The organism is Pseudomonas capeferrum, from assembly GCF_013523055.1.
Taxonomy (GTDB): domain Bacteria; phylum Pseudomonadota; class Gammaproteobacteria; order Pseudomonadales; family Pseudomonadaceae; genus Aquipseudomonas; species Aquipseudomonas capeferrum_A.
In genome coordinates, this window is sequence record NZ_JAAMQM010000008.1 from 47,108 (window position 1) to 64,460 (window position 17,353).

12 protein-coding genes are annotated in these 17,353 nt (G+C 62.0%); 8 read left to right on the top strand and 4 right to left on the bottom strand.

Going from position 1 to position 17,353, the window contains the following annotated elements:
* Positions 1–59: 59 nt before the first annotated feature.
* Together G7009_RS10715 and G7009_RS10720 are read right to left on the bottom strand one after the other, a co-directional pair.
* On the bottom strand, positions 60–923 hold the full coding sequence (locus G7009_RS10715; RefSeq protein ID WP_181130028.1) for an ABC transporter ATP-binding protein: 864 nt from the start codon (positions 921–923) through the stop codon (positions 60–62).
* Entirely contained in the window at positions 920–2,503 is a 1,584-nt protein-coding gene (locus tag G7009_RS10720; protein WP_181130030.1) for an ABC transporter permease, read from the bottom strand. Before G7009_RS10720 ends, G7009_RS10715 begins: the two co-directional genes overlap by 4 nt.
* Positions 2,504–2,802: 299 nt before the next feature.
* Here G7009_RS10720 and G7009_RS10725 point away from each other — a divergent pair, with 299 nt between their 5' ends.
* On the top strand, positions 2,803–3,852 hold the full coding sequence (locus G7009_RS10725) for an ABC transporter substrate-binding protein (protein ID WP_181130032.1): 1,050 nt from the start codon (positions 2,803–2,805) through the stop codon (positions 3,850–3,852).
* A gap of 45 nt (positions 3,853–3,897) precedes the next feature.
* Positions 3,898–4,803: a TauD/TfdA dioxygenase family protein gene (locus tag G7009_RS10730; protein WP_181130034.1), complete on the top strand. Its 906-nt coding sequence runs from the start codon at positions 3,898–3,900 to the stop codon at positions 4,801–4,803.
* 113 nt (positions 4,804–4,916) lie between these two features.
* Here G7009_RS10730 and G7009_RS10735 read toward each other — a convergent pair whose 3' ends face one another.
* A complete protein-coding gene (locus G7009_RS10735; protein ID WP_181130036.1) occupies positions 4,917–5,834 on the bottom strand; it encodes a LysR family transcriptional regulator in 918 nt (305 codons plus the stop codon).
* A 186-nt stretch (positions 5,835–6,020) separates the two neighbouring features.
* Here G7009_RS10735 and G7009_RS10740 point away from each other — a divergent pair, with 186 nt between their 5' ends.
* The 6 genes from G7009_RS10740 (at position 6,021) to G7009_RS10765 (ending at position 16,291) form a co-directional block, all read left to right on the top strand.
* A complete protein-coding gene (locus tag G7009_RS10740; protein WP_181130038.1) occupies positions 6,021–8,366 on the top strand; it encodes a TonB-dependent receptor in 2,346 nt (781 codons plus the stop codon).
* Positions 8,367–8,382: 16 nt separating this feature from the next.
* Complete coding sequence (locus G7009_RS10745; RefSeq protein WP_181130039.1) at positions 8,383–9,717, top strand: arylsulfotransferase family protein; 1,335 nt, start codon at positions 8,383–8,385, stop codon at positions 9,715–9,717.
* 44 nt (positions 9,718–9,761) lie between these two features.
* Positions 9,762–11,477, top strand: a complete 1,716-nt coding sequence (locus tag G7009_RS10750; protein ID WP_181130040.1) for an aryl-sulfate sulfotransferase — start codon at positions 9,762–9,764, stop codon at positions 11,475–11,477.
* 510 nt (positions 11,478–11,987) lie between these two features.
* Positions 11,988–13,430 (top strand): NADP-dependent succinate-semialdehyde dehydrogenase, encoded by a 1,443-nt coding sequence (gene gabD / locus G7009_RS10755; RefSeq protein ID WP_181130041.1) that lies wholly within the window; start codon positions 11,988–11,990, stop codon positions 13,428–13,430.
* Positions 13,431–13,613: 183 nt separating this feature from the next.
* The gene (gabT, locus tag G7009_RS10760; protein WP_181130042.1) at positions 13,614–14,894 is read left to right on the top strand and encodes a 4-aminobutyrate--2-oxoglutarate transaminase; all 1,281 of its coding nucleotides are present in this window, start codon (positions 13,614–13,616) and stop codon (positions 14,892–14,894) included.
* A 137-nt stretch (positions 14,895–15,031) separates the two neighbouring features.
* Positions 15,032–16,291 (top strand): response regulator, encoded by a 1,260-nt coding sequence (locus G7009_RS10765; protein ID WP_181130043.1) that lies wholly within the window; start codon positions 15,032–15,034, stop codon positions 16,289–16,291.
* Positions 16,292–16,309: 18 nt separating this feature from the next.
* On the opposite strand, the gene G7009_RS10770 is transcribed toward G7009_RS10765, so the two are convergent.
* Positions 16,310–17,317, bottom strand: coding sequence for a sensor domain-containing diguanylate cyclase (locus G7009_RS10770; protein ID WP_181130044.1), 1,008 nt, complete (start codon positions 17,315–17,317; stop codon positions 16,310–16,312).
* Positions 17,318–17,353 lie beyond the last annotated feature (36 nt).

Sequence of the window (17,353 nt, forward strand, 5' to 3'; positions counted from 1 at the left end):
AGTAAATTCGGCCTAGGTAACGCTTGGACCGAGCCCGTTGCACATTGTCGCCGAGCCGCTCAAAGGGCGATGAATTCAGGTCTGACCCCCTCCACCCGATCGATCCGTGGCGGCAGGTAATTGCCGTCGCCAGTAAGCTGGTGCAGCAGCTTTTCGCGCAGGCGATGCAGGGCCACGCCGGTACGGGCTCGGGGATGCGGCAGGTCGATGTCCACGATCGACTTGATCCTCCCGGGACGCGGCTCCATCACTACCACGCGATCGGCCAGGTAGGTGGCCTCTTCGGCATCATGGGTGACCAGCAAGGTAGTAATCCCCGAGCGTTCGCGAATGGCCAGCAGTTCGTCCTGCAACTGTTGGCGGGTGAGGGCGTCAAGAGCACCGAAGGGCTCGTCCAGCAAGAGGATGCGGGGGCTGGCGACCAGACCGCGGGCGATGGCCACGCGCTGGGACATGCCCCCGGAAAGCTGGTGCGGATAGGCCGACTCGAAACCCTTCAGCCCGACCAGCTCAACGAATCCATTGACTTTCCTTGCGCGCTCGCCTTGGGTGAGCGGTTCGTTGACCAAACCCAGGGCGATGTTCTGCGCTACCGTCAGCCAGGGGAAGAGGCGGTGCTCCTGAAACACGATGCCGCGATCGCCACCAATACCGCTGACCAGCTTGCCGTCGACGTGAATCTGGCCGCTGTAGTCGGCATCCAGGCCGACGAGCAGGCGTAGCAAGGTCGACTTGCCACAGCCGCTGGATCCGACGATGGCGATGAATTCGCCTTCGTTGATGGACAGGTTGAAATCGCGGATGGCCTCGAAGGCCTGGCCGTCCACGGAGAATGTCTTGCCAACTCCGTCGAAACGGACCAGGGATTCTGCCGGGTCGGGTTGATTGGCCGCCTGCAGGGCCAGGATGTTGAAGGCGTTCATGCGTGTCTCCAGTGTGTGGCACGTGTTTCCAGACGTTGTCCGAGGTGGCCCAGCAAGGCACCTATCAGGCCGATGAGCAGCATGGCCGCCATGACCTGGTCCATGCGAAACAGCTGCTGTGCGCCGATCATCAGGCTGGCGATACCGCCATCCGATGGCATGAAGTATTCGGCACCGATGGTCCCCAGCCACGCGTAGATCAGGGAAAGGCGCAGACCCGCGAAAATGGTCGGGGCCGCACCTGGCAGGATCATTACCCGCAGGCGCTGAAACAGACTCAGCCGTAGCGCCAGCGCCGCTTCGCCCAGCTGTGGCGAGAGGTTGGCGATGCCACGCTGGGTAGCGATGTACAACGGGAAAAAGGCGGCAAGACTGACGAACACGACCTTGGCGACCTCGCCCAGGCCGAACCAGGCCGTAAGCAAGGGTACCCAAGCGAAGATCGCCACCTGCCGGAACGCCGACAGACTCATTCCAAGCACACGCTCGGAAGTCTTGGAAAGCCCTACCAGAAGGCCGAGCAGGAAGCCGGCGCAACCGCCCAACAGCAAGCCAGACAGCGTGCGTTGCAGGCTTCGTTGCAATGCCTCGAGCAACGAGCCGTCGGCCAGCCCGGCTGCCAGGCTGCGCACGACTTCCACGGGCGAAGCCAGGATGTTGCCGTCGATCCAGGCAAAGCTGTTGCAGGCTTGCCACAGCGCCAGAAGCGCCAGTGGCAGCAGCAATCCTTCGATACGACGCCAGCCCGAGGGACGAAGCACCTGGCGTTGCTCACCGGTGGCCGACTGTGGCCAGAACAGCAAGCGGCGCTCGATCGACGTGAAGCCTCGGTCCATGAGTGTCCCGACCAGGCCGATCACTACAATGCACAGGAACACGAGATCGAGCATGAACAGCTGCCGCCCCCAGACCATCAGATAACCCACACCTTCGCTGGAAGCCAGCAGCTCCACCGCGAGCAATGAAGTCCAGCCAGCGGCAAGCGCCAGGCGTACCCCCGACAGAAAGGCGGGCAGGGCCGCTGGCAGCAACAGCCGCGTGAATAGCAGGCGCCGCGGCAGGCGCAGGACCGCGGCAGCTTCTCGTAGCTTGGGCTGGGCATCGCGCACGCCTGTCAACGTGTGCAGGGTAACCGGTACTACTACCGCCTTGACCAGCACGACCAGCTTGAGCAGCTCTCCGATCCCGAAGAGCAGCATGAACAGGGGGATCCAGGCTAGCGTGGGAATCTGCGCCAGAGCGACGAACGTGGGAAAGACCAACTTTTCGGCACGCTTCGAACTGCCCAGCCAAGTGCCCAACAGCAGGCCTGTCGCGATGCCTGCCAACAACCCTCCTATGAGGCGCTGCAGACTTATCCACAAATGACTCCAGAGCTCGCCCGAACCGAACTCCAAAGCGCTGGCCCAGACCAGCGAAGGTGCCGGAAGGATCTGTTCGCTCATCCAGTGCAGTCTGCTGGCGGTGATCCAGAGTGTGGCAAGCGCCAGCGGCAGCAGCCATGGCAGGAGCTGGTACCCATGTATCTGCACGCGCGGCAGATCAGGAAGCAACCGCGCTGAAGTCTGGACTCGACTCATCTGGCATCCTTCGAGATGATTGTTAGTTTATTCATTTATGGAATATAAAAAAATTTATTAATGACTTCTAGAGATAAGACCACGCGCGAGGTTCTGCTGAAAAGGCTTGCTCGTTGCATTTCCCTCATAGTTTTTATGCGATTTCTGCAAGCGCTGGGCAAAGCCACGGTTCGCTTGGTTTATGCAAATAAACTATAAAAAAATCGCTTTTTATTATTTGTGGCTCTTGAAGCGGCAGGCATAGCTTCTGGTCCATCGCGCCGGCCGTCGTCGGTGGCAACCTGCCAAGGAGCCCCCCCATGAAAAAGCTGTTCAACCCAGTGTTCAGAGCGCTCGCCCCAGCGGTGATAGGCCTGTTGGCGGCCCTGCCATTGGTAACCTACGCAGCGCAGCCCGACGCCATCCGCATCGCCGTGCCTGATCTGAGTGCCGGGAGCCAGCCCAGTGCGGGTGGGGTGGTCGATGTCCTGCGCAGCCAGCAACTGCTTGAGAAAGAGTTTGCCAAGGACGGCATTCGTATCGATTGGCATTTCTTCAAGGGTGCCGGTCCTGTGGTAAACGAAGCCTTGGCCAATGGCCAGGCTGATTTCGCCTACCTGGGCGATCTGGCCGCTATCGTCGGCAAGGCCGGTGGCCTGGATACGCGAGTGCTTTTGGCCGGTGTGCGCGGAGTGAAAAGTTACCTCGGCGTCGTACCGGGCTCGGGTATCAAGACCTTGCATGACCTGAAAGGCAAACGCGTAGCCGTGTTTCGCGGTACCGCCAACCAGCTCTCTTTCGCCAGCGCGCTGGCCAGCCAGGGGTTGAGCGAGCGTGACCTGAAAATCATCAATCTCGACTTCAACGCCGCCAACGCCGCACTTGCCGCCCGCCAGATCGACGCGACCTGGGGTTTGTCCAGTCTGCTGTCACTGCGTGAGCGAGGCTTGGTGGAGCTGCCGATCAACTCGCGGGATCTGGAAGGCGCCGGCAGCACGCAAGCCGTGTTGCTCGGTACCGGTGAATTCATCCGCCAATATCCCGATCTGGTCGAGCGGCTGGTGAAGGCGCAGCTGCAAGCGGTGAAGTGGCTGAGTGACGAGAGCAACCGTGAAGCCTACGTGGATCTGGTGTCCGGCCTCTCCAATTACCCCAAGGTCATCTATCAGCAAGACCTGGCCAAGGAAGATCTGACGCACTACTTCGATCCGCGCCTGGATGCCGAATTCGTCGGCCTGTTGCAGCAGGGCATCGATCTGGCGGCCAAGGAACGCTTGATCCGCCGAGATTTCAAGGCCACCGAGTGGATCGAGCCACGCTTCCTCGATGCCGCCTTGCAAGGCGAGCCGGTTGTCCACGCCACCAACTGAACCCTCGAAGACCAGTTTCCCAACCCTGACTGTGAGGACCACAGCATGAGCACTGCCGCACTGGCCACCCTGGCAAATACCGTCGCGCTCGACATCCAGCCAATTGGCGGACGCATCGGCGCCGAAATCCGTAACGTAACGCTGTCCGCTGATCTGGACGCTGCCACGGTCGAGGCCATTCAGGCCGCCTTGGTCGAACACAAGGTGATCTTCTTCCGAGGTCAGAATCACCTGGATGACCAAGGCCAGGAAGCGTTCGCCCAACTGCTCGGCGAGCCGGTCGCTCACCCCACCGTGCCTGTGCATGAAGGCAGCAGCTTCCTGCTTCAGCTCGACGGTGCCGATGGTCAGCGAGCCAACTCCTGGCACACGGATGTCACCTTCGTCGATGCCTACCCCAAGGCGTCGGTGCTGCGTAGCGTGGTCGCCCCAGCCTCGGGCGGGGATACGGTCTGGGCCAACACGGCCAGCGCCTACCAGGAATTGTCCGAACCCTTGCGCGAACTCGCCGACAAGCTGTGGGCAGTGCATAGCAACGAGTACGACTACGCGAGCATTCGCCCTAATGTCAGTGCCGAAAAGCAGGAGCGTTATCGCAAGGTCTTCGCTTCCACGGTCTACGAGACCGAGCACCCGGTTGTCCGCGTCCACCCCATCAGCGGGGAGCGCAGCCTACTGCTGGGTCACTTCGTGAAGCGCATCAAGGGCTATTCGCAGAGCGACTCGGCACACTTGTTCGCGGTGCTGCAGAGCCATGTCACGCGTCTGGAAAATACCGTTCGCTGGCGTTGGCAGGCCGGTGACGTGGCCATCTGGGACAACCGCTCGACCCAACACTACGCGGTCGACGACTACGGCACCCAACCGCGTACCGTGCGCCGCGTGACGCTGGCGGGCGAAGTGCCGGTGGCGGTCGACGGGCAGACGAGCAGAACCACCCGCAAGGGTTGATCTCCAGCGCGCGCAACCTCCAGGAGCTGGCTTGCCGGCTCCTACTGGAGGTTGCGACGCCTGTGCAGGAGCAGGCTTGTCTCGCGATAGGGCCGCTGGCGCCACCGCGAATCTCAAACCTCCAGCTGCGCATCACTGGCGATCAACTGCCTCACCAACGCCTGTGCCAACGGCGACAATCCATAACCTACGCGGCTGACGATCCCATAGCGCGTATGGAAGGCGTCCAGATCCTCGGGTAGATCGGCCAGTTCCAGCGCCACCAGACCCAGGTCCGTCGGATAAGACCGCAAGCTGCTGCCGCAAGCGATGCCGATACTGTCCGAGTGCAGGACCACATTGAGCAGGGCATAGCCATGCTCGCACTCCACGCTGGGAATAAAGTCCTGGCGACCGCTGAGCTCGGTCAGGACCTTGCGAATATTCGGCGGGCGGAAGGACGTGGCGAAGGGGTAGTCGAAGAGATCGGCCGCGCGCACTTCGGCACGCTCGGTCAAGGGGTGCCCGGCGCGGCAGCAGAAATACCAGCGTTGCGGGGCGAGCCTGTGCACCTGGTAATCGGGATCGGCCTCGAACTGACGCGTATCGGCGACGAAGAATTCGATTTCCTCCGCGACCAGGCGACGGCTCAAAGCCTGCCAGTTATCCACCTGGAAGCACGTGCGTGCCGCCGGGTACTCGCTCACGAAGCGCGCCACCGCTCTGGGTACCAGCCCGCCCGCCGGCGCCGGCCCCGAACCGAAACGCACCATGCCCGTGGTAGCACCATTGAACTGGTTGATCGCGTTGGCCAGGTTATGCGCGCCGTGCACCAATCGCCGGGCATGCTCCAACACCAACTGCCCTTGACGTGTCGGCTGCAAGTCCTTGCTGGCGCGGTCGACCAGACGGCAGCCGACATTGTTCTCCAGCGTCTGGATGCTCCTGCTGAAGGCCGATTGCGAGAGGCTCACGGCTACCGCAGCGGCAATGAAACTGCGGTGTTCCATGAGGGCGATGAAGTGGCGAAGTTGCCGAAGGTCTATATGCATTTTCCACATCGAAAGGTTTGATGAAATGCAATTGCTGTCAAGCGTCTGCACCCTTATAAAGGGATCTACTTATTCCACAAAATATGTTTTAAACATATTTATATTCTTTAAAAGAATAAACAGCTGACGCGCGATTCGGTTCCGCCAACGGAAATGCTCGCCAAGGCTTTGCCCAAGGAGTGTTTCATGTCTCGATTGTCCCCCAGGCCGGCGCATACGCCTGCGTCTTCCCTGCACCCTCTTGCCGTCGCTGTGCTGTTGGCCGCCACGGGCTCCAGCCTGCCAAGCGTCGCCGACGAACTGCCGGTCCGCGCAGCCGTTGCCGAGCAGGACGCCAAGCTTGGCACTGTCACGGTCAATGCCCGTCGACGTGAAGAGACCGCGCAAGATGTACCGACCCCGATCAGCGTCCTGAGCAGCGAAACCCTGGAAACCCAGCGCATCTATCGCGTGCAGGACCTGCAACAGCTGGTGCCCAGCACCAACGTCGCTTATGTGCACGCGCGTCAGTCGAGCATTTCCATTCGCGGCCTGGGTAACAACCCGGCCAGTGATGGTCTGGAAGGCAGTGTTGGCATCTACCTGGACAACGTCTATCTGGGACGCCCGGGCATGGCGGTGTTCGACATGCTGGATGTCGAACAACTCGAAGTGCTGCGGGGGCCCCAGGGCACCTTGTTCGGCAAGAACACCACCGCGGGCGTACTCAACATCACCACGCGCAAACCTACCTTCCAGACCGAGGGCAGCGTGCAGTCGTCGCTGGGCGAAGATGGTTACTGGCAGACCCAGGGCAGCCTTTCCGGCCCGCTCACCGATACCCTGGCCGGACGCATCAGTGCCTATCGCACCGAAGACGACGGCTACGTGAAGAACATCTACAACGGAGACGATCTCAACGGCGGCAAGCGGCAGGGCTTTCGTACCCAATTGCTGTTCCAGCCCAGCGACACGTTCAACCTGCGCTGGATCGGCGAGTACAACGAGGAGGACTCCAACAACGGCATCCTCAGCCTTTACAGCACCGGCCCGACTATCAATGGCGTGAACCAGTACGAAAGCCTCGCGGCGGCGGCCGGTGCCACCCTGGTATCGGGCAAGGATCGCAAGGTCAATTTCAACGCCGATCAGCAAGTGACGGTGTTCCAGGGAGGGACCTCGGTAGAAGCCAACTGGACGCTGCCGAACGACTTCACCCTGACGTCGATCAGTGCCTACCGCTGGTGGGATTTCACACCGAGCAACGACGATGGTCTCAACGTCACGGCCAGCTACAACTCCGGTGTCTCGGTACGTGACAAGCAGTACTCGCAGGAGATACGTCTGGCGTCTCCCACTGGCGGTTTCTTCGACTACGTGCTGGGCGCCTATTACTTCAAGCAGGACCTGGACAACCATTCCTTCAACCTTTACGGGCCCCAGGCGGATATCTGGAACGCGACGCCGGCCGGCGCACTGGCCGATGTCACCAGCCTGGGCGACGGCCATATCGATACCGACAGCTACGCGCTGTTCGCCCAGGGTACCTGGCATGTCACCGACAAGCTCGACCTCACCGCGGGCATCCGTGGCACCTATGAGGAAAAGAGCGCCTGGATCGAGCGTGATGCACCCGTCGGTGGAGCGGCGGTCACAGGCGCCGCAGCCACTGCGCGACAGGGCAGGGCGGGCGCGTACGATTCCGGTGATCTCAACCAGTACAGCTTCAGCCCGTCCGGGCTGGTGAGCCTGAGCTATCGTTTCAACCCCAATCTGCTGGGCTATGCCTCGCTGTCCCACGGCGAGAAGTCTGGCGGCGTCAACCTGACCGTCGGCGCCGCGCCGCGCCTGGGTACCGATTCGCTGCTGGTCGGCACCGAGCGCGTCAACAACGCCGAGATCGGCGTCAAGAGCACGCTGCTCGACAGCCGTCTCCTGCTCAACGCCAACCTGTTCTGGGCCGATGTGCACGGCTATCAGGCCAATGTCTACGACCAGTTCAACCGCGTGCAGTACCTGGCCAATGCGGGCAGCGTACGCTCCCGCGGCCTGGAATTCGAAGCTACCGCACTGCCCATCCGAGGCTTGACGGTGAACTTCAATGGCTCCTGGAACGATGTGCGCTACACCGAGTACGACGACGCTCCCTGCCCGCCGGAAGCGAGCCGGCTCGACGCCAATGCGACCTGCGACCTCTCCGGCCACCAAGTGGTCGGCGCCTCGAAATACATCGCCAACCTGAATGCCCAGTACAAGTGGCAGCTCACCGATCGCATCGAGCCTTACCTCACGGCCAGCTATGCCTTCCGCTCGCGTGCCGTGGGCACCATCGATGACTCCGACTTCGGGCAGATCCCCAGCTATGCGCTGGTCAACCTGTCCGGTGGCGTGCGCGTGGACCAGGGCGATGGCGTGCTCGACCTGTCGCTCTGGGTGAAGAACGCCGGCGACAAGACCTACTTCACCAGCCTGTGGAACTCCGCCAATGGCGGCTATGCCGGGGTACTCGGCACGCCGCGTACCGTGGGCGCCACTGCGCGCTACGACTTCTGAACACAAGGAGCCTGTGATGAGCATCAAGACCTTCGGTCTCGCCGCCGCGCTGGTCAGCGGCCAGTTGGCCGCCGCCCCCAGCGTCTACCCTACCGGCGTGACACTGTATGACCCGGCCAAGGCCTGGAATGGCTATGTGATCTTCAGCTCGCCAGACAAGCAGACCCGACTGATCGACATGAACGGCAACGAAGTGAAGCGCTGGGACAGTGCCGGCTTCCCGGCTGCGCTGATCGATCCCAAGCTCAATGGTGGCAAGCGTGGTCATCTGTTCGTGCAGTTGGAAGAGGTTGCAGCACCCGGCAGGTTGGCTTCCGCTGGCAATGGGCTGCGCAACAAGGTCGTCGGCGAGCTGGACTGGAACGGCGCGGTGGTCTGGCAGTGGGGCGCCCAGGCGCCGGGTGGCGCAGCGCACCAGCACCATGATCAGCGCCGGTTGGCCAATGGCAACACCCTGGTGCTGGCCAACCGGCTGCATGCGGTACCGGGCTTCGCAGTCCCAGAGGTCATAGACGATGTGATCTATGAAGTCGACCCGAAAGGCAAGGTGGCCTGGAGCTGGACCGCATCCGAACATCTGGAGGAGTTCGGCTTCGACGCAGAGCAGTTGAAGCTGGTCCGCGCGAGCAAGAACCCGGACGTGTTCCATATCAACAATCTCAGCGTGGTCGGGCCGAATCGCTGGTACATCGACGGCGACAAGCGCTTCCACCCCGACAATCTGCTGATCGATTCCCGCGAGGGCAATTTCATCGCCATTGTCGATCGGCAGAGCGGCAAGGTCGCCTGGCGGTTGGGGCCGAACCTGCCGAAGCTCAACGGCTACGCGCCGATCAAGGTGCCGCGTCCGGTGGACCAGTTCTCCGGCCAGCACGATGCGCACATCATTCCCGAAGGCCTCCCTGGCGCCGGCAATCTGCTGGTCTTCGACAACCAGGGTGAAGCCGGCTACCCGCGCGTGCCGCTGAGCTTGCTGGGCGGTTCGCGGATTCTCGAGATCGATCCGATCAAGGGCGAGATCGTCTGGCAATACAGTGCCGTGGACAGCGGCCAGCCTGGCTGGGCTTTCTACAGTGCCTTCATCAGCAGCGCGCGGCGCCTGCCCAACGGCAACACGCTGATCGACGAAGGCAAGTTCGGCCGAGTATTCCAGGTCACGCCAGCCGGCAAGATCGTCTGGGAGTACGTCAGCCCTTATTTCGGCAAGGCCCCTATGGGCGACACCCGCAGCAATTGGCTGTACCGCGCATTACCGGTGCCCTACGACTGGGTACCGGAAGGTACTCCACGCGCCGAGCAGGCAGTGACGCCACCGGCCCTGGAGCAATTTCGCGTAACCACACATCCCTGATCCTTTCATTGCCTTGCGCCCTCGCGGGCGCCCTGGAGCCTTTCATGAATGCCAAGACTGAAACCCATGACCTGCCGGAAGGCGCGTGCATTACCGCCGCGGTCCCGACCCACGACCAGGCCCTGCTCGGTGACGTGGTCGTCAATCCTTACCGGCTGGCGCCGCTGACCGCGATCATTCGCGATGGCGGCCGGACAATAAGCGCCGCCCATGTGCGCGTGTTGGGCCGCGGCGATCGTGGTGTGGATATCAGTTACGAAGTATCCGACCGGTCACTGTGGACCTATGGGGGCATTCCGGTATTCGGCCTGTACCCGGACCACGTCAATCAGGTGGAAGTGACCTACAAGGTCGACGGCGAGCGTCAGCGCGAGCGCTACGAGATCTATGCCCCGGCCGTGCGCCTGCCGGTGGTCGCCAGGCAGACCGCCGCGCTGCCCGAGGTCGAACCCGTCAAGGTGGCGCCCGGCTTCGAGAAGCGTCTGTACCTGTTCAACCATCTGCTTGGCGATATCCCCGGAGGTCGCGCTTTCAAATGGAATGCCCTGGGTGGCGCCGCCGAATGGGATCAGGTCGGTAACAACTGGATTTCCGACAGCAACGGGGACGTGCGCTGGTACCTGGATATCGAGCAGATCCACGATTCCAACCACCGCGATACCCTGGGCGGGACCATGGGCTTCCAGCAGACCCGTGACGGCAAGCTGATCTGGGGCCAGGGCCAGACCTACTCCAAATTCGACCTGTTGGGCCGCCGTGTCTGGCAGCGCAATCTTCCGGACAAATTTGCCGACTTCTCCCATGAGATCCGCGAGACCGGCAACGGCACCTACCTGCTGCGAGTAGGTACCAGCGACTATCGTCGTCCGGACGGCAAGCGTGTGCGCTCGATCCGTGACCATATCATCGAGGTGGATGAAGCCGGCGACGTGCTGGACTTCTGGGACCTGAACCAGATCCTCGACCCCTATCGCGGCGAACTGCTGGAAACCCTCGGCAAGGCGGCCATCCAGCTGCCCAAGGGGGTGCGCAAGCAGGACACCAGACTGGCCAACGAACTGCTCGAAGGCGACTTGCCTTTCGGTGATACACCGGGGGTCGGAACCGGTCGCAACTGGGCGCACGTCAACGCCATCGACTACGACGCCAGCGACGACAGCATCATCCTTTCCGCGCGTCACCAGGGGGTGGTGAAGATCGGTCGCGACAAGCAGGTGAAATGGATTCTGGCCTCGCCACTGGGCTGGCCGGAACACCTCAAGGCCAAGGTGCTGACTCCGGTGAATGCCCAGGGTGAACCTCTGGTCGAGCAGGACGGTGTCTACGCCGACGGATTCGACTGGTCATGGACCCAGCACACAGCTTGGCTGACCCCTCACGGTACCCTGACCGTGTTCGACAACGGCTGGGGCCGCAACTTCTCGGCTACCAGACTCGACGGCAACTACAGCCGTGCGGTGGAATACCGTATCGACGAAACCGTTGGCACGGTCGAGCAGGTCTGGTCCTATGGACAGGAGCGCGGAGATGCCTGGTACAGTCCCATCACTTCGGTAGTGGCCTATCGCGGCGACACCGATACGCAGTTCATCTATTCCGCTTCGGTGAACTACCTGACTCCGGAGAAGCTCACCACCACGGTGCTCAACGAGGTCAGTCGCGGTACCCAGGAGGTCCAGGTCGAACTCAAGGTGCACAGTCGCCAGCCGGGCAGCGTTGGCTACCGAGCGTTGGTGATCGACCTCGACAGAGCCTTCTGATCCTGTCGGCGGGGCATCGTGTCCCGCCTTCTTCCGACGAATCGTGAAAGCCGACATTATTCGATGTCCAGATACTCGAACATCGTCAAGGTGCCGAGCCTTTCATGGAGGCTGATGGCCCTATCGCGGGACAAGCCCGCTCGCCACGCGTCTGCGGTGCGACAAATACCGGTGGCGAGCGGGCTTGTCCCGCGATAGGGCCATCAGCCTTACACAATATTCGAAAGCTGCAAGATAAGTCCCGGTATCTGAACATCGCATGCTTGTCGGTGACCCACTGACACCGAGATCGTCCTGCGGACCTTCCCAGGCAATGCTTCACAGTGCCGAAAATCGGCTTCCTACGCCGTTCGTTCTTTTTTTCGAACAGGCTCTTGTCCTTTACCCCAGCAGACCCTAGCATTCGTTTGAGATTTCAAACGGGTGCTGAACACTTCAGCCCGATGTGTGTGACGTTCAACAATCACCAATTCGCTCCGTGCGCGCACGGTGCTGTTAAGGGAAGCCGACATGCAGCTTAAAGACGCTCAGTTGTTCCGCCAGCAAGCCTTCGTCAACGGCGAGTGGCTGGACGCGGACAACGGCCAGACCATCAAGGTGACCAACCCGGCCACCGGTGAAGTCATCGGCACCGTGCCGAAGATGGCCGCCGCCGAAACCCGCCGCGCCATCGAAGCCGCCGACAAGGCCTTGCCGGCCTGGCGCGCGCTGACCGCCAAGGAGCGTTCGAACAAGCTGCGCCGCTGGTTCGAGCTGATGATCGAGAATCAGGACGACCTGGCTCGCCTGATGACCACCGAGCAGGGCAAGCCGCTGGCCGAAGCCAAGGGCGAGATCGCCTACGCCGCCTCGTTCATCGAGTGGTTCGCCGAAGAAGCCAAGCGCGTCTACGGCGACACTATTCCAGGCCATCAGCCGGACAAGCGCCTGATCGTCATCAAGCAGCCGATCGGTGTGACCGCCGCCATTACCCCGTGGAACTTCCCGGCCGCGATGATCACCCGTAAAGCGGGCCCGGCCCTGGCCGCCGGCTGCACCATGGTCCTCAAGCCTGCTTCGCAGACCCCGTACTCCGCCCTCGCCCTGGCCGAGCTGGCCACCCGTGCCGGTATCCCGGCTGGTGTGTTCAGCGTGGTCACCGGCAGCGCTGGCGACATCGGTGCCGAGCTGACCGGCAACTCCATCGTGCGCAAGCTGTCGTTCACCGGCTCGACCGAGATCGGTCGCCAGCTGATGGAAGAATGCGCCAAGGACATCAAGAAGGTGTCCCTGGAGCTGGGTGGCAACGCCCCGTTCATCGTGTTCGACGACGCCGACCTGGACAAGGCGGTCGAGGGCGCGATCATCTCCAAGTACCGCAACAACGGCCAGACCTGCGTCTGCGCCAACCGTATCTACGTGCAGGACGGCGTCTATGACGTGTTCGCCGAGAAGCTCAAGGCCGCGGTGGCCAAGCTGAAGATCGGCAACGGTCTGGAAGACGGCACCACCACCGGTCCGCTGATCGATGGCAAGGCTGTCGCCAAGGTCCAGGAGCACATCCAGGATGCCGTGAGCAAGGGCGCCAAGGTCCTGAGCGGTGGCAACCTGATCGAAGGCAACTTCTTCGAGCCGACCATTCTGGTCGACGTGCCGAAAACCGCCGCCGTCGCCAAGGAAGAGACCTTCGGCCCACTGGCGCCGCTGTTCCGCTTCAAGGACGAGGCCGAAGTCATCGCCATGTCCAACGACACCGAATTCGGCCTGGCTTCGTACTTCTACGCCCGTGACATGAGCCGCGTGTTCCGTGTCGCCGAGGCGCTGGAGTACGGCATGGTCGGCATCAACACCGGCCTGATCTCCAACGAAGTCGCGCCGTTCGGCGGCATCAAGGCTTCGGGCCTGGGCCGCGAAGGCTCCAAGTACGGGATCGAGGACTACCTCGAGATCAAGTACCTGTGCCTGAGCATCTGATCATCGTTTAAGGCTTTACCTCTGCCAGCGGGGCGCGAGAGCGACGTCTCGCTGGCCTTTTTTATACCCGCAGTACCTGGTGGCCCGGGCCCTGCAGCAGTCGATCAACGCATGCTGCCTGCAGTCGAATACCAGCCACCCCCCGAATGAAAGCGTCGCGATCGGCGACGCAATGAGGGCATTATGAGCAAGACCAACGAATCCTTGATGCAGCGCCGTGTCAACGCCGTCCCACGCGGCGTTGGCCAGATTCACCCGATCTTCGTCGATACCGCGAACAACGCTACCGTCATCGACGTCGAAGGCCGCGAGTTCATCGATTTCGCCGGCGGTATCGCGGTGCTGAACACCGGTCACCTGCATCCTAAAGTCGTTGCCGCCGTACAGAAGCAGTTGACCAAGGTCAGCCACACCTGCTTCCAGGTACTGGCCTACGAGCCGTACGTCGAACTGTGCGAAAAGATCAATGCCAAGGTTCCGGGCGACTTCGACAAGAAGACCCTGCTGGTCACCAGCGGCTCCGAAGCTGTTGAAAACGCCGTCAAGATCGCTCGTGCCGCTACCGGCCGCGCTGGCGTGATCGCCTTCACCGGCGGCTACCATGGCCGTACCATGATGACCCTGGGCCTGACCGGCAAGGTCGTACCGTACTCGGCCGGCATGGGCCTGATGCCAGGTGGCGTGTTCCGTGCCTTGTTCCCTAATGAACTGCACGGTGTCAGCATCGACGACTCGATCGCCTCCATCGAGCGCGTTTTCAAGAACGATGCCGAACCTCGTGATATCGCTGCGATCATCATCGAGCCGGTCCAGGGCGAAGGTGGCTTCATCACTGCCCCCAAAGCCTTCATGGAGCGCCTGCGCGCCCTGTGCGACCAGCACGGTATCCTGCTGATCGCCGACGAAGTACAGACCGGCGCCGGTCGTACCGGTACTTTCTTCGCCATGGAACAGATGGGCGTCGCGCCTGACCTGACCACCTTTGCCAAGTCCATCGCCGGTGGCTTCCCGCTGGCTGGTGTCTGCGGCAAGACCGAGTACATGGATGCCATCGCTCCAGGTGGCCTGGGTGGCACCTACGCCGGTAGCCCTATCGCTTGTGCCGCGGCCCTGGCCGTGATCGAAGTGTTCGAGGAAGAAAACCTGCTGGATCGCAGCAAGGCCGTCGGCGAGCATCTGATCACCGGTCTGCGCAAGATCCAGGACAAGCACTCGATCATCGGTGACGTCCGTGGTCTGGGCTCGATGATCGCGGTCGAAGTCTTCGACGCCAAGGGCTCGCTGACTCCGAACGCCGCTGCCGTGGCCCAAGTGGTTGCCAAGGCGCGCGAAAAGGGTCTGATCCTGCTGTCCTGCGGTACGTACGGCAACGTCCTGCGCATCCTGGTGCCGCTGACCGCACCGGACGAGCAACTGGACAAAGGTCTGGCGATCATCGAAGAGTGCTTCGCCGAACTCGTCTAATGTGACTTGTGTCAGAAAAAACCCGCTTCGGCGGGTTTTTTTATGCTCAAGCCAGAACCAGGGCACTATGGTAGAGAGAGGAATCGATCAGGAAGCCGCACAGGATTGCGTGCCAGGTTCGTTTGGAGAGTGACCTCATGAGCAGCGATGCCGACCCAAGCCCACCCTGCGTACTGATTGCCGAAGGCGATCCATGGGTGCGTGACATGCTGCGGGAAATGCTGCTCAGTGTCCGTTGCGATGCCCGCCTGCAGGTGTGTGCCGACGGTTCGCAGGCCTTCGCGGCACTGGCCAGTCGTCCGGACCTGATCATCGCTGCCCGTGAATTGGCCGGCATGGATGGGTTGGACCTGTTGCGAAACGTCCGTGCCAAGGGGCGCAGCCCTTCGTTGCCATTCATTCTGCTGAGCGATCGTAGCGACAGTGCAAGCGTGCGCGAAGCCTTGCCGCTGCATCCGACCGCCTACCTGAGCAAGCCGCTCAACCTGGAGTCCCTGCGCAAGCGCCTGGAAACCTTGCTGGCCATTGGTGAGCAGGTGACCTGCCCGGTCCAGCCGCTGCAACCTGGCGCGAGCCTGCCAGGATTTCTCGAGCAAAGGCGCGTGACTGCCGACGGTGCCCCGCTTTTGGCTGACGTAAGAATGGCCATCAAGCGCGCGCTCGACTCCCACGGTCTCGATCTCAAGGTGCTCGAAGGAGAGGTCCGCGACGATCCGCAGATCACTGCCGTGCTGATCGCCGCTGCCAACAGCGCCGCCCTGCACCGCGATGCGCCGGTCCAGACCTTGTTGCAGGCCCTGAACAAGCTTGGTTCGACGCAGAGCATGAACCTTGTACTGGGCTTGACGCTCAAGCGTAGCGCCCGTCTCAGCGACCCGGCGTTGTCCGCTCATGCCGAGCGGTACTGGCGATTGTCGCTGCATACCGCGGAATACGGTCGGAGCCTGGCCCGCGCCTTGAGGCTCGACGAAGAACGCTGTTATTGCGCCGGCCTGCTGCACTGCCTGGGTGAGCTCGCGGTGCTGCGTTGTCTGCAGGAATGGCAGCTGGCCGGCGGTGAACTCGACGAGCAGCGCATCGTGACGTCATTGCGCGAATTCGGGGCCGCCTTTGGCTCGGCCCTGCGTACCCGTTGGCGCCTGCCGCTGAAGTTGCGCGAATTGATTGCCGCCATCTACCAGCTGGGCGGTGGCGTCTATTCACGGGAGATTCTGGCGATGAGCCTGGCAGGGCAACTGGCACGCCTGCCGAACGACGAAAGCGTGGACAAGCTGGCGCAGAACAAGACAGCCCGCCTGTTGAAGATAGAGGCGGCGGAGCTGGGACGCTTGCGCAAAGTCCATAAACCCAAGGCCGGCGCCACGGCAGCGCCTTCTCCTCCGGCGCCGCCAGACTAAGCATCGACGCCGGGCGCCTTACCCTCGCACGATCCGGTTCTTGCCCTGCCGCTTGGCGCGATACATGGCGGCATCGGCACGAGCGAAGAGCTTGTCCAGCAACTGATCGTCCTCGGTCATGCCGGTGAGCCCCTGGCTCACGGTTACTCCGTAGACATGGCCGCCATGGCTGAAGCTCTGACGCTGGATCTCGCGCTGCAGGCGTTCGGCGATCTGTTCGGCGACCTGGGCCGTGCAACCAGGGAACACAGCGGCGAATTCCTCGCCGCCGATTCGCCCGAACAGGTCGCCGCGACGTAATGTGGCCTTTCCGCTGTCAGCGACGCGCTGCAGCACCTGATCACCCTTCTGATGGCCATAGGTGTCGTTGATGTGCTTGAAATCATCGATATCCAGCAGCAGGAACGCCAAGGGCGAGCCATCCTGCCGAGCGTTCTCGAAAGCTTGCTGCGCGCACTCGAAGAAGTGTCGACGATTGCTGCTCTGGGTCAGGACATCGATCGTGGCCAGGCGTTGCAGTTCGCCTTCGAGATGCTTCTTTTCAGTGATGTCCTCGGCGATACCCACGATGATCACGCGTTGATCCTGGGCGCTCTGATGCTTGATGAAGCATTTGTCGCTGAGCCAGCGCAGTTGACCATCAGATGTGATGATGCGGTATTCGCGGTCCTCCACGGCGCCATCGACCAGTACCTGAGCCAGGCTGCGCTCGGCGTATTCGAGGTCGTCGGGGTAAATGCTGTCGCGCCACTCGTTGTAGTCCGCCAGCACCAGGCCGATCGAGCGTCCGAAGATGCGCTCGTAGGCGGGGCTGACGTACAGGACCTGCCGGGTTTCCCAATCGAAGGCCCAGAGTGCGGCGTTGACACTGTCGAGCAGGGAGCTGTACAGCTGTTCCCGCTCGCTGAGGCGGGCGACTTCGCCCTGGGCATGCAGCAAAGCGAGGAGCGTCTGGGCAGCCTCGGGCGGCGGAGTATTATTGACCATGTTGCACGAATGGCTCTTGGCAGTGACGCGTGCGGCCATGACCCCCGGCCCGCCACGCAGGCGATATTGGCGTTT